The following is a 13,413-nucleotide window of genomic DNA, read 5'->3' on the forward strand; positions in this document are numbered from 1 at the left end:
CCTTAAAGGATACGACAGTGACAACCTCATTTAAAACACTTGGCCTACGACCTGAGATGTTAGAAACGCTCGACAGTTTAGGCTATACAGAAATGACTCCGATTCAACAGCAAGCTTTACCTATGGTACTGCAAGGTAAAGATGTGATTGGCCAAGGTAAAACGGGTTCAGGTAAAACCGCTGCGTTTTCTCTGGGTCTATTGAGCAACTTAAACGTTCAGCGCTTTCGTGTTCAAACCCTAGTACTTTGCCCAACACGTGAACTGGCTGATCAAGTGGCGAAAGAGATCCGAACCTTAGCTCGCGCCATCCACAATATTAAAGTTTTGACGTTATGTGGTGGTATGCCAATGGGGCCGCAAATCGGTTCGCTTGAGCACGGCGCGCATATTTTGGTTGGTACGCCGGGTCGAATTCTCGATCATATGTCAAAAGGGCGCATCAATCTTGATGAACTGAATACATTGGTGCTTGATGAAGCCGACCGCATGCTTGATATGGGCTTTGAAGACGCGATCGATACCATTATTGCCGCTGCGCCGAGTAAACGTCAGACCTTATTGTTCAGTGCCACGTTCCCGGACGATATTGAGTCACTAGCGCAGAAAGTCATGGTTGATCCGCAAATGATCAAGGTTGAATCAACCCATCAGACCACGACGATTGAACAACGCTTCTTTGAGGTGAAGTCAACAGAATCACGTGATGATGCGTTAGAAGCGCTGTTGTTAACGCATAAACCTGAATCTTCTGTTGTTTTTTGTAACACCAAAAAAGAGGTACAGAATGTCACTGATGAGCTTCTTCACCGCGGATTTAGCGTAGTTGAATTGCATGGCGACATGGAACAGCGTGAGCGTGAACAAGCATTGACGATGTTTGCTAACAAAAGTATTTCGATTTTGGTGGCGACTGATGTTGCCGCGCGTGGTCTAGACGTTGATAACCTTGATGCGGTGTTTAACTTTGAATTGTCACGCGACCCAGAAGTGCATGTCCATCGAATTGGTCGTACTGGTCGTGCAGGTTCAAAGGGGATGGCCTTTAGCTTGTACAATGAAAAAGAAGCGTACCGAGTTGCTCGTATTGATGAGTATATGGATATCGCGATTTCGCCGTCTCAACTACCAGAAAAACCACTAGAACGTCCTTTCTATCCTAAAATGCAGACGATCCAAATTTTGGGTGGCAAGAAGCAAAAAGTCCGTGCCGGCGATATTTTGGGTGCGTTGACCAAACAAGCTGGGCTAGATGGCAAAAAGATAGGCAAAATCAATATCCTTTCAATGGTTTCTTATGTTGCCGTTGAGCATGACATCGTCAAGCCTGCGCTTAACCAACTGCAAACGGGAAAAATGAAAGGTCGTAGCTTTAAAGCGCGCGTAATGAAATAATTAATACGCTGACTTTCAACCAGTAAAAAGCCAACTTATGTGAGTTGGCTTTTTATTTGTCCAAGATTTTTAACACCTAGACAGGATTAGCTGTCAAAGAGGTAGAGATAGTCTTGGTAGCCTTGCTCGGCCATCTGTTCTTTGGGTATAAAACGCATCGCCGCTGAGTTCATGCAGTAGCGTAAACCGGTTGGAGCAGGGCCATCTTTGAACACATGACCTAGATGAGAGTCGGCGAAACGGCTTCTCACTTCTGTTCTTTGGTAAAGCAGGTGATTATCGGTTTTGTTGACAATGTAACCTGAGTTAATCGGCTTGGTAAAACTTGGCCAGCCAGTGCCGGATTTGTACTTATCAGTAGATGAGAACAAAGGCTCACCAGACACGATATCAACGTAGATGCCCGCTTGTTTGTTGTCCCAGTATTCGTTACTGAACGCACGCTCAGTGCCTTCTTCCTGAGTGACATAGTATTGCAACTCAGACAAGTTTGCTTTAATCACCTCATCAGAAGGTTTGCTGTATGGTTTGATATCGCGAACTTGTTTTTGTTCATCGATCATCTGGCGCAGAGTCACTGGGTTGTCTTGGCGATCTTCACCGAAGATGTTGTCTAAATACTGATCGCGACCAGAGGCATAACGGTAGTAGTTATAGCGAACCTTATTACGTTTGTAATAATCTTGATGATAGTCTTCTGCGGGCCAAAACTTTTCAAACTCAATCAGTTCGGTTTTAAGTGGCTTTTTATATACGCCCAGTTGATCTATTTCGGCGATAAATTGCTGCGCGATGTCCTTTTGTTGCTCATTGTGGTAGAAAATGGCCGGGCGGTATTGCGGGCCACGATCGACAAATGAGCCTTTGTCATCGGTTGGGTCGATGTGACGAAAGAACTGATCGAGAATTTGTTCGTAGCTGACAACACTGCCATCGTATTTAACTTCAACCACTTCAATATGGCCTGACTTACCGGATGAGACTTGCTTATAGGTCGGGTTTTCTAGGTCTCCGCCTGAATAACCAGAAACCACATCAATCACACCATCAAATTTCTCTAGATCGGACTCCGTGCACCAGAAACATCCTCCGGCTAAGGTGGCAATCTCAATCTCTTTTCCTGCATGGCTTTTCGACAGATGATTGTCTGCTGTACCAAAAAATGACGCCGTTGTGGCAATAAGTGCCAGTGAGAAAAGCGCCGATTTAAACTTTACTTTCATATCAACCTCATCGATTGTTTTCGTTATCGATTAAATAGAACGGTTAAGTGGAAAAAAAATTACACCGCTTGTTAGAATTTTATTGAGGTTGTATCAATAAAGATCAAAAAAAAGCGCTCGAAAGCGCTTTTTATCTATTCAAATTACGTTGTCAGCCCAGAGCAGGGAGAAAGCCCGCGGTGATGAGTAGCTGTGCGCCGACAATTAATACACCGACACCACTGGTGACGGCCAGAGCTAGGTTACCGCCTGCTACCTGATAATGACTCAACTGTGATTGAGCACGTGCTTTGCGCACCATCATGATGGGTAAGAAAATAGCGAGAACCACTAAAGCGATAGCGGCGTAACCTAACGCGGTGATAAAACCTTGAGGGTAAAACAGCGCAAAGCCCATCGGAGGCAAAAATGTAACTAAGCCGACCGCAAGACGAGAACTGCTGACACCGCGTTGCTTCATCGTGTCTCCAAGAAATTCAAACAGCCCCAAGCTAACCCCAAGGAACGAAGTGAGTAAGGCGAGGTCGGCAAAGATACCGATAGTTTGCCCTAGGTTTGATTGATGAACCGTCGTTGCCAAGGTGGAAATGAGTGCGCTTAGTCCTTGATTTTCGATCAAGGTTGCTTGATTGACCACCCCCAAGGTTACTAACTGCCAAAAGACATAGATGATAAGTGGAATGGCAGAACCAATGACAATGGCTTTACGCAAAGACGGCGTGTGGCCATCGAGGTAATTGACAATGGCCGGAATACTGCCATGAAAACCAAATGAGGTAAAAATGACAGGGATAGCGGCAATCACAAGGCCTTGTTCAATAGGCATACTCATCAAGTAAGATTCAGTGACATTTGGCGCGAGAAAAGTCAGCACCACTGCCATCATCAAAACTTTAATGGTGAACAATACACGATTGACTTTATCGACAGTCGCTGTACCAATAATGACGATACCTGCGACCAGCAAAGTAAACAGCAGAGTCGCATTTGTGCCAGAGATTTCGACCCCAGTAAAATTTGCAATGCGTTCGGCGAATTGAGCGCCACCACCGGCGATATAAGCAGCACACAGCGCATAAAATAAGAACATCATCGCGAAACTCGCAAGCCATTTGCCTTTTTTACCCAGGAACTGCTTGGCTAATGTGTGCAGCGTCGCGCTCTTATCAGCATGTTGATGAACTTCTATCATTAAAAGCGCGGTATAAGCCATCAAAGCCCATAAAGTGATCATAATGATAAGAGAGGTTGTAAATCCGATTCCCGCTGACGCGAGAGGCAGGGCGAGCATGCCAGCACCAATTGTGGTGCCTGCAATGATCAAAGTACTACCGAATACCTTTGAATTGTTCATTGTAATTATTTCTTTACACTTTGAGGTTGAGTTTAGACTTTTTGGCTATTAGCTACTCATATTGTGGTGAGTAAGTCTGCTTTATTAGCCATTGTGTAAAACATTGACGATGACATCAAGCAAAATGTACAAATTATTTACCGTGAGTGTATTTATATGTTTACACCAGTTGAGTCATTGGTGTGTGAAAACGTTTGCGTGAGACTTGTCTCAAATCACGCGCAGAATTTTCTTTGCCCTTTCAAAAAACTGTCATATAAGTGGTTTAAAAAGGGAGCGTAGACCCGCATATTTCAAGTATCAGACAACATTAGGGTCTAACAATATTGTTTTACTAAGGAGGTCAGAATGAGTGACCAAATAAAAAGCGAAGAGTGCCTAGAGCTACTAGATGCCATGGAAATTGGCTTGGAACTGTCAGATTATGAGCAGTCAATCGAAGAGCTCGCTGACGTTATCTTTAAATAACGACACGTCATCGCAGTCGCTATTTCGCGTAGCAACCAGAATGAGCCAGTGCAGATGCGCTGGCTTTGTGCTTTCATTAGGGTAAATAATCTCGCTGGTTTTTTTGATGTGAACTTTCTTGCTCATTTACACATTGCCGATCATTGTCAATCCAGCCTGTTGGGCAATTTACTGGGCGACTTTGTCAAAGGTAACCCCGACACTCAATATCCGGCAATGATATCTCAAGGCGTGCGCTTGCACCGATTTGTTGATTCCTATACTGACAGTCACTCGCAAGTCGAGCAAATACGGGCGTTATTTCCAAATGGAGTCAGACGCTATTCAGGAATCGCGCTGGATATGTTTTGGGATCATTGCTTAGCCGTTAATGGAATCAGTTTCATGTTAAACCGCTTAGCGATTTTTGCGCCCAAGCTGAGCGGCAAATTCAAGATGAGGCGATTGTTGAGTTACCTGACCGTTTTGTTCGAACGAATCAAGCGATGTGGCAAGGGCGCTGGCTTGAGTCATATCAGACTTTAGACAATATTGATTTTGCTCTACAACGTATGTCTCAGCGTTCTATGCGGATGACGCGCTTGAACGAGTGCTTCCCTTACTTAGAGCGTAACTATCAACAGTTAAGTGCGGTATTTAGCCGCTTCTACCCCGAGGTACTAACTGCCAGTCGAAGATTCTGATAGAATCGTCCGCCTTGCAATTATAGGTAAACCGCATGTCGACAGAATTCGCCGCGTTAGGGCTATGCACACCAATATTATCAACGATTGAATCTTTAGGTTTTAAACAACCAACAGAGGTTCAAAAACAGGCGGTTCCGCCTCTGCTGGAAGGTAAAGACGTCTTAGCTGGCGCGCAAACTGGTACGGGTAAAACCGCCGCGTTTGGACTGCCGATTCTGCAACATTTGCTTCAGTCACCAAGTAAACGCAATCCGCAAAGCAATGATGTGACAGCTTTGGTGTTGGTACCAACCCGAGAACTCGCGCAGCAAGTCTTCGACAATATCAGTCTGTATGCCCAACAGACTGAGGTTAAAGTCGTCACGGCTTATGGCGGGACCAGTATGAATGTGCAAGTCCGCAATTTACATCAAGGTTGCGATATATTAATCGCAACGCCTGGTCGCTTGCTCGATCATCTGTTTTGCAAGAATATCCGTTTGGCTAAGACGCAGTATCTGGTGTTGGATGAAGCAGACCGAATGCTCGACATGGGCTTTATGCCTGATATTCAACGCATCCTTAAGCAGTGTAATCCCCAGCGTCAGACAATGTTTTTTTCAGCAACCTTTGATAAACGCATCAAAGCTATCGCTTACAAAATGCTCAACGAGCCGGTTGAAGTGCAAGTAACGCCTTCGAATAGTACCGCAGATACCGTCGAGCAGATCGTTTACCCGGTGGACAAAAAACGCAAAGCAGAATTGCTCGCGTATCTGATTGGGTCTCGTAATTGGCAACAAGTGTTGGTGTTTACCAAAACGAAGCAGGGCAGTGATGCCTTGGCGAAAGAACTCAAACTAGATGGAATAAAAGCGGCATCGATTAATGGCGATAAAAGCCAAGGAGCGAGACAAAAGGCGCTGGATGATTTTAAAGCCGGTCGTATACGTGCTTTAATTGCGACGGATGTGGCTGCTCGTGGTTTGGATATTCAACAATTGGAGCAAGTGGTCAACTTTGATATGCCTTATAAAGCGGAAGATTATGTTCACCGTATTGGGCGGACAGGTCGTGCTGGCCAACAAGGCTTCGCGGCATCATTAATGAGTCGTGACGAAGAGTATTTACTTGAAGCGATCGAGCGCTTGCTTGATGCCAAATTGCCACAAGAATGGTTGCAAGGGTTTGAACCAAGTTTGATTGAAGAAATCGAACCAGACAAAAGCCCGCGACGTCGTGGACGTAATGCTGATAAACGTAAAATAAAAGCAAAATTGAAGATCCATGCCGGTCGCGGTAAAAAGAACTAATGAAGAGAAATCGGCTTATATTGATGACTAGTATGAGCCGCTTTTACCTCGATAAAGGAATGATCAGTGAAACTCACGTTAATCAATCTAAACGATGCACAAGCACTGTTAGAGTTTGAGATAACCAATAAACAGTGGTTTGAACAGTTTATCCCACCACGTGAGCAACACTTTTATTCTTTAGTTGGCGTCAAGCAACACATCCGTGAATTCTTGCTTGATTTCAAATGCAACGAAATGATCCCATTGTTAATTAAAAGCGATAATAATAGGATTATCGGTCGCGTCAATATCACCAATATTGATGGCAACAAGCGTATTGCTCATTTGGGCTATCGGGTCGGAAAAAGCGAGATCAAGCAAGGTGTCGCAAAATGGGCGGTTTCCGAAGTGATTGACATGCTGAAGAAACAGAACATTGAACAACTGTATGCGTATGCCGAAATTCGCAATGTTGCTTCCCAGAGCGTATTGAGCGCCAATGGATTTAGCAAAGTGAGACTGGTTAAGAACTTTGCAAAGTTACACGGTCAAGCTATCGACTGCCTAGAATACAAACGTCTGATACCCTAAAAATTAAGATAAGCTCACCGTGGTGTTACATAAAACAGTGAAACGGAAGCGAAGGCTTCCGTTTGGGTTCGAGTAAAATCTAGGAATACTGGGCGACTAACATTTCCCAACTCCGTCGCTGAGCGACAAGGTCTTGTTTCATTTGCTGATAACGCATTTTAAGTAAAGAGCATTCATATTTTTTTGCTAATACGTCTTTCTTTGCTTCCAAAACTTGTTTTTTAACGTCGTAGTAATCAACCATTTTAGTGACAAGATCTTCAAACTCTTGGTTTAATGTCTCGTTAAGCAGTCGTGCATTTGGCAGTTTACGAATGTTTTTTGATGCGGTTAAGAGTGACTGTTTAGCGCGCGCTTTTTCGACCTTGAGCTTGGGAGTGACACGCAATTTAGACGCGAGACCGAACCATGAGCACGACTTAATCAACCACTTCGTTGGATCGTATTGCCACCAATAAATGCCATTACGATAGTCATTTTCGAAAATATGGTGGTAGTTATGATAGCCTTCACCAAAGGTAAATACTGCTAATATAGCGTTATCACGTGCAGTATTTTTGTCTGTATAAGGTTGGCTACCCCAAATATGGGCCAGTGAATTAATGAAGAAGGTTGAGTGATGGCTAACAACCAAACGAAGCACGCCAACAATCAATAACATTCCCCATATGTCGCCATACAACACACCAAGCAATAGTGGGATGCCGACGTTGGTCGCTAACGCAAGTGGGACATAATATTTGTGCTGCCACATGACAATATTGTCTTTTTGTAGATCGCGACAATTGCTGTAGTCACAGTAAGTGTTGGCACTGTATTGACGTAACATCCAACCAATATGAGAGAACCAAAAGCCGCGTTTGGCGGAATAAGGATCTTTATCATTATGATCGACGTGTTTGTGGTGAATTCTATGGTCAGAACTCCAGTGCAGCGCACTGTTCTGAAGGGCAAAAGCGCCCCCTAAAGCAAACAGCCAACGGAGTGACCAATGAGCTTGATAGGTTTTATGTGACCACAAACGGTGGTAACCGGCAGTAATGGATAGGTTACAAAATGAAAATGTCACCACAAACCAGGCAAGGTGCTCAATCGAGTAACCATGCGTGAGGCCATACCAAGGCACAACCAGTGTTGCGACCAAAAATGACGACAAAAAAATCATTATATTTAACCAAATCAGAGGTGGTTTAGGCGAGTCCGACATGGTGAAGTCCTTTCAGCTAACAGTTGTGCGCTAGAATATCAGCGTACATGTGTAAGTCAAACGAAATTCTAATCCTTGTTAGCTAGCTCACGACTCGTTGCTTTGTGTTTTGTAACGAAACGTATCGAATGCAAATAAGCGTTCACTGATATGCATAATAATTCGAGCTAATCGATGGATTACTCTAGAATGTTTGGCTTTTTGTTAAATGTTTTATAGTATGAAGAGATGTAAGAACCCTTACAGGAAGTAATAAGGTACTATAAATGGAATTAAAGTTAGCTGAATATAACGATTATGAACGCATTGCTACTTTGCATGCGCAGAGCTGGAAATTGTTTTATCAAGGGATTCTGGGCTCAGAGTTTCTAAAACACGACGTGTTAGAAGAGCGTTCTACTATTTGGCAAACCCGTCTTATTAATCCTCCGTTCAATCAACATGTCCTGCTTATTGAAGAAGGGGGCCTACTCTGCGGCTTTATCTGTGCCTTCGGCAATCATGATTTCGAGAAAGGCACAATGATCGATGCGTTACATGTTGATCCTGCACACCGCGGAAAAGGCGTCGGCGTTAGGCTATTAGCAGAAATGGCGAAATGGATAGATCAGTACTTTCCCAATAACGGCGTCTATTTGGAAGTCATGAAAGAGAACAAGCAAGCCGTGGACTTTTATCAACACTTAGGTGGCGAGTGTCATCTAGAACGATTATGGAATGCGCCTTGCGGTCATCAGGTTCCTGAGCTTGTCTACGCATGGCAGTCGGGTAACCAACTATTGAAATGTGTTGAACCACACACAAAGCGAAACGTTGTAACGATTTGATACAAATAACACGCCGTTCCTGATATTTCTCGGACATAACTTGATAGACCGTTGGTTAATTTGATAATAAGCCTAATATAAATTTCAGCGGTCTATTCATGAAAAAAACCATACTTTCCAGCGCACTCATAAGTGCGTTATTTCTCGTAGGATGTGGTGAAGCATCTCAAAACTCACAAACTCCTCCAGCTCAACTGGTGGTGGCTCAACAAGTTGAGTCGATTTCTCATCAGCAAAGCAAATCTTATATCGGTCGAGTTGAAGCGGTTGAAGACACAAATATTACTGCCCAAGTCACAGGTTATTTAAAAGGCAGTCACTTTGACGAAGGCCAAATGGTCGAGAAAGACCAATTACTCTATACCATCGAACCTTCTTCCTTTGAGGCTCAACTCGCTAGCGCAAAAGCGGCCAACGCGCAAGCCGAAGCTACGTTGATAAAAGCCCAGCTAGATTTCGCTCGCGGTAAAAACCTATTACCAAAAGGCAGTATTTCACAATCAGAATTTGATCATTTAAATGCAGCATTGCTAGGTGCGAAAGCCCAAGTTGAGTCTGCCAAAGCGCAGATGAGACTTGCTGAGGTAAACCTTTCTTATACAGAAATTCGCGCGCCATTTTCAGGGCGTATTGCACAAAGCACAGTGTCCACCGGCGATCTTGTCTCGCCACAATCGGGTGTGCTAACCACTTTGGTCAGTCTTGACCCTGTACATACTAGTTTCAGTATTAGTGAGCGTGAACGACTAGAACTGGGCATGGACAACATCAAAAGTGAGGGTGAAGCAGAGTCGGTAGAGGTTCAGGTAGTACTCGAAAATGGGCAGCGTTTTGAACATTTAGGTAAGCTCGATTTTTTGGGCAATCGTATTGACTTAAATACCGCGACCATTGCTTTGCGCGCCGTTGTTGCCAACCCTGACTATCGATTGCTGCCTGGACAACACGTTAAGGTCGAACTGCGCGAGAAACATGCCGAGCAAGTGGTGGTAGTGCCGCGCCGCGCCGTGCAAACTGATCTAGAAGGCAATTTCGTCATGATTGTAGCCAATGGTGATATCGCAGAGAGACGAAATGTTGAGCTGGGGCGTCAAATTGAATCGGGTGTAATTGTACGAAGTGGCTTAAGTGTCGAAGATACCGTCATTACTCAAGGGCTTCAACGTATACGTAACGGGGTTCCGGTACGTTTAAAATCAGCTAACGCTGAATAAGGGTCTGACATGTTAAGTCGTTTCTTTATCCAGCGCCCTAAGTTTGCGTTGGTTATCTCGATTATTTTGATGTTGGCAGGTGCTATCTCATTAGCGATTTTGCCAGTTGCAGAATACCCCAAAATCAGTCCACCGTCGGTGAGTGTCAATGCCTATTATACTGGGGCGAGCGCTGAAGTCGTTGAACAGGCAATCGCTGACCCTATAGAAACGTCAGTCAACGGCGTCGAAAACATGATCTACATGTCTTCGAAAAGCGCCAACGATGGTTCTTATAGCCTTAATGTGACGTTTGATGTTGGTACTGACCCTGATATGGCACAAGTCAATGTGCAAAATCGGGTCTCACAAATAGAATCAAAGTTACCACAAGAAGTACGAATGGTTGGGGTTACGGTTAAGAAGCGTTCACCTGACTTGTTAATGGTACTCAATTTTTATTCTCCGCAAGGAAAGTATGACGATCAGTTTTTGATCAATTACATCAACCTTAATGTCAAAGACCAGCTGGCGCGTGTTAAAGGCATCAGTGAAGTGAATGTAATTGGTGGCGGTGAGTATGCGATGCGTGTGTGGTTGGACCCTGAAAAAATGGCCAATCTTAAGTTAACCACATCGGATGTTTACTCAGCACTTGCAGAGCAAAACGTGCAAGTGGCCGCTGGACACGTCGGCGCGGCACCTTACAGTAATGCGCAAGAAGTTCAGTTTAACCTTGTTACTAAAGGGCGTCTTGAGAGCGTTGATGAGTTTGAACGTGTGATATTGCGTGCTAACAGTGATGGCTCTACTGTGTATCTAAAAGATGTTGCTCGTGTAGAACTTGGCAAGAAGTTCTACAGCGGCAGCGGCAAGTTCCGTGGCCAAGACGCATCAATTGTTGCACTTTCTCTTCAATCAGATGCCAATGCACTGGAAAGTGGCCAGGCTGTGATGGATTTACTTGACGGGTTAAGTACTAACTTTCCCCAAGGTATGGCATACGAAACTAGCTATGACACGACAGTGTTTGTTGCTGAGTCGATTAAAGGGGTCGTAAAAACTCTGATAGAAGCGATCCTATTAGTGATTGCGGTGACCTACCTGTTCCTTGGTAACGTTCGTGCCACGTTAATCCCAGTGGTGGCCATTCCGGTTTCGCTGATCGGTACGTTTGCCATCATGCAAATAACGGGGTTTACCATCAATACCGTTACCTTGTTTGGATTGATTCTTGCGATTGGTATTGTGGTTGACGATGCAATCTTGGTGATCGAGAACGTCGATACCACCATGGCCAAAGATCCATCGATGAGTCCGCGCAAAGCAACGTTACTTGCAATGAAGGAAGTTACCGGGCCGATAGTGACCTCAACGTTAGTATTGCTGGCGGTGTTTTTACCCGTTGCAATGTTACCGGGTATCACCGGCATTATGTATCGCCAATTTGCGTTGACTATTTGTATTTCGGTGGTGATTTCTTCGATTAATGCACTGACCCTATCACCAGCACTTTGTTCATTGGTACTCAAACAGGGCGGCGGCAACACCGCGCGTTGGTTCACCGCTTTTAACGCAGGGTTAGAGCGTGTCACAAAAGGCTATGGTCACATTGCTGGATTCTTAATTAAGAAAGCAGTTTTGCTGATTACCTTCTTTATCGTGGCAGTAGCTGCGGTTGCTTTCTTGGCGAAAACCACGTCAACGGCGTTTGTTCCTCAAGAAGATAAAGGCATCTTACTGGTCAATGTTCAATTGCCGGATTCTGCTTCGCTATCACGTACTGAAGCTGTTACCGAACAATTAATTGGGATTGTAGAACAAGAACCCGGTATTGATGGAGTGACTGTCGCAAACGGTTTTGCTTTCATGACCGGAGCGGCTGCGTCAAATGGCGCGTCTTTGTTTATCAAGCTTCATGACTGGGAAACACGAAATCAGTTTTCAGGTGACCACTCGGCTAATGCGATCGCGCAACGAATCAATGGCAAAGCCGCAACTGAGCTACCACAGGCGATTGTTTTTGCCATGGGACCGCCAGCTGTACCTGGAATGGGCTCGGCTTCAGGTTTTGAATTTGTCCTTGAAGACTCTTTGGGGCGCAGTCGCACCGATCTTGCCACGCTGATGGGGCAGGTAATTGAAGAAGCAAACAAGCAGCCAGAAATTGCCTATACCTTTAGTACCTTCCGTGCCAATGTGCCGCATTTTTATGTTGATATAGATCGAGAAAAGGCGCAACAGCTAGGAGTACCATTGTCGAGTGTTTTTCAAACGCTACAGGGTAACTTAGGTTCTCTATACGTTAATGACTTTACGATGTTTGGCAAAAACTTCCGCGTGACGATGCAGGCTGACAGTCAGCATCGCAGCAATATGGAAGATCTTGAACGCTTCCACGTTCGTTCTGCTAGTGGCGAGATGATCCCGCTCAGCACTTTGGTTGGTTATGAGCAAATCTTTGAACCTGATGTCGCGTGGCGATACAACATGTATCGTAGTGCGATCATTCAAGGTCAGCCAGCTCCGGGTTATTCAAGTGGTGATGCCATTGCTGCTATGGAACGAGTGGCGGCCGAAATGTTGCCGCAAGGTTATCAGTATGAATGGACCGGCATGGCATACCAAGAGGTTCTAGCAGGTAGCCAAGCTATCTTCGCATTTGCGTTAGCGCTGATCTTTATCTATCTGTTTATGGTAGCGCAGTACGAAAGTTGGACCATTCCTCTGGCGATTATTCTGGTGGTACCAATCGCGACATTAGGCTCATTTATCGCGCTGAACTTAACTGGGACGCCGCTTAACTTGTATGCACAGATAGGTTTAGTCTTGTTGATTGCTTTGGCGGCGAAAAACGCAATATTGATTGTGGAGTTTGCTAAATTAGAACGTGAAGAGAAAGAAGCCAGTATTGAGGAAGCGGCAGTTCAAGGGGGTAAGTTACGCTTCAGAGCAGTGAACATGACATCATGGTCATTCATTTTAGGTATCTTCCCACTGATCTTCGCCGCTGGGGCAGGTCACATAAGTCAAAACTCACTCGGCATTTCATTGATTGGCGGTTTGTTGTGTGTCCTTCTGGCGGGAACCTTATTGATTCCTGGATTTTACGCACTGGTTCAGCGTCAGCGTGAAAAAGTTCATGGTGGCAGTACTAAATTGATCCCCCTTGATGATGAGTAACTAACAAACAATC

Annotated in this window: 9 protein-coding genes and 1 pseudogene; 7 read left to right on the top strand and 3 right to left on the bottom strand. The window is 44.8% G+C overall.

Annotated features, from left to right (window positions below; translation table 11 throughout):
* The first annotated feature begins 56 nt into the window (after window positions 1-56).
* On the top strand, window positions 57-1,394 hold the full coding sequence (gene dbpA / locus ViNHUV68_RS18585) for an ATP-dependent RNA helicase DbpA (RefSeq protein ID WP_245609301.1): 1,338 nt from the start codon (window positions 57-59) through the stop codon (window positions 1,392-1,394).
* 86 nt (window positions 1,395-1,480) lie between these two features.
* On the opposite strand, the gene msrB is transcribed toward dbpA, so the two are convergent.
* Window positions 1,481-2,617: a peptide-methionine (R)-S-oxide reductase MsrB gene (gene msrB, locus ViNHUV68_RS18590; RefSeq protein ID WP_391090601.1), complete on the bottom strand. Its 1,137-nt coding sequence runs from the start codon at window positions 2,615-2,617 to the stop codon at window positions 1,481-1,483.
* Between the two features lie 151 nt (window positions 2,618-2,768).
* Entirely contained in the window at window positions 2,769-3,971 is a 1,203-nt protein-coding gene (locus ViNHUV68_RS18595; protein WP_391090603.1) for an aromatic amino acid transport family protein, read from the bottom strand.
* 576 nt (window positions 3,972-4,547) lie between these two features.
* Here ViNHUV68_RS18595 and ViNHUV68_RS18600 point away from each other — a divergent pair.
* The 3 genes and pseudogenes from ViNHUV68_RS18600 to ViNHUV68_RS18610 all read left to right on the top strand — a co-directional run bounded on the left by ViNHUV68_RS18600 (window position 4,548) and on the right by ViNHUV68_RS18610 (window position 6,990).
* Window positions 4,548-5,122, top strand: a pseudogene (locus ViNHUV68_RS18600) (ACP phosphodiesterase).
* Between the two features lie 35 nt (window positions 5,123-5,157).
* Complete coding sequence (locus ViNHUV68_RS18605; RefSeq protein WP_391090605.1) at window positions 5,158-6,417, top strand: DEAD/DEAH box helicase; 1,260 nt, start codon at window positions 5,158-5,160, stop codon at window positions 6,415-6,417.
* Window positions 6,418-6,483: 66 nt separating this feature from the next.
* Window positions 6,484-6,990 carry a GNAT family N-acetyltransferase gene (locus ViNHUV68_RS18610; RefSeq protein ID WP_391090607.1) on the top strand — a complete coding sequence of 169 codons (507 nt, stop codon included), beginning with the start codon at window positions 6,484-6,486 and terminating at the stop codon, window positions 6,988-6,990.
* 79 nt (window positions 6,991-7,069) lie between these two features.
* Here ViNHUV68_RS18610 and ViNHUV68_RS18615 read toward each other — a convergent pair whose 3' ends face one another.
* On the bottom strand, window positions 7,070-8,197 hold the full coding sequence (locus tag ViNHUV68_RS18615) for a fatty acid desaturase (RefSeq protein WP_391090610.1): 1,128 nt from the start codon (window positions 8,195-8,197) through the stop codon (window positions 7,070-7,072).
* 266 nt (window positions 8,198-8,463) lie between these two features.
* Between ViNHUV68_RS18615 and ViNHUV68_RS18620 the strand changes: the two genes are divergently transcribed.
* From ViNHUV68_RS18620 to ViNHUV68_RS18630, 3 genes are all read left to right on the top strand, one after another.
* Window positions 8,464-9,024 carry a GNAT family N-acetyltransferase gene (locus ViNHUV68_RS18620; RefSeq protein ID WP_391090612.1) on the top strand — a complete coding sequence of 187 codons (561 nt, stop codon included), beginning with the start codon at window positions 8,464-8,466 and terminating at the stop codon, window positions 9,022-9,024.
* Window positions 9,025-9,122: 98 nt separating this feature from the next.
* The gene (locus ViNHUV68_RS18625) at window positions 9,123-10,238 is read left to right on the top strand and encodes an efflux RND transporter periplasmic adaptor subunit (protein WP_391090614.1); all 1,116 of its coding nucleotides are present in this window, start codon (window positions 9,123-9,125) and stop codon (window positions 10,236-10,238) included.
* A gap of 9 nt (window positions 10,239-10,247) precedes the next feature.
* Window positions 10,248-13,400 (top strand): multidrug efflux RND transporter permease subunit, encoded by a 3,153-nt coding sequence (locus ViNHUV68_RS18630; protein WP_391090616.1) that lies wholly within the window; start codon window positions 10,248-10,250, stop codon window positions 13,398-13,400.
* Window positions 13,401-13,413 lie beyond the last annotated feature (13 nt).

It is taken from the genome of Vibrio sp. NH-UV-68, assembly GCF_042940635.1.
Classification (GTDB): Bacteria; Pseudomonadota; Gammaproteobacteria; order Enterobacterales; family Vibrionaceae; genus Vibrio; species Vibrio pacinii.

Excerpts from the sequence above, each read along its gene's own strand:
- dbpA (WP_245609301.1), top strand. The coding sequence starts at position 57 with ATGTTAGAAACGCTCGACAGTTTAGGCTATACAGAAATGACTCCGATT.
- msrB (WP_391090601.1), bottom strand. The coding sequence starts at position 2,617 with ATGAAAGTAAAGTTTAAATCGGCGCTTTTCTCACTGGCACTTATTGCC.
- ViNHUV68_RS18595 (WP_391090603.1), bottom strand. The coding sequence starts at position 3,971 with ATGAACAATTCAAAGGTATTCGGTAGTACTTTGATCATTGCAGGCACC.
- ViNHUV68_RS18605 (WP_391090605.1), top strand. The coding sequence starts at position 5,158 with ATGTCGACAGAATTCGCCGCGTTAGGGCTATGCACACCAATATTATCA.
- ViNHUV68_RS18615 (WP_391090610.1), bottom strand. The coding sequence starts at position 8,197 with ATGTCGGACTCGCCTAAACCACCTCTGATTTGGTTAAATATAATGATT.
- ViNHUV68_RS18620 (WP_391090612.1), top strand. The coding sequence starts at position 8,464 with ATGGAATTAAAGTTAGCTGAATATAACGATTATGAACGCATTGCTACT.
- ViNHUV68_RS18625 (WP_391090614.1), top strand. The coding sequence starts at position 9,123 with ATGAAAAAAACCATACTTTCCAGCGCACTCATAAGTGCGTTATTTCTC.
- ViNHUV68_RS18630 (WP_391090616.1), top strand. The coding sequence starts at position 10,248 with ATGTTAAGTCGTTTCTTTATCCAGCGCCCTAAGTTTGCGTTGGTTATC.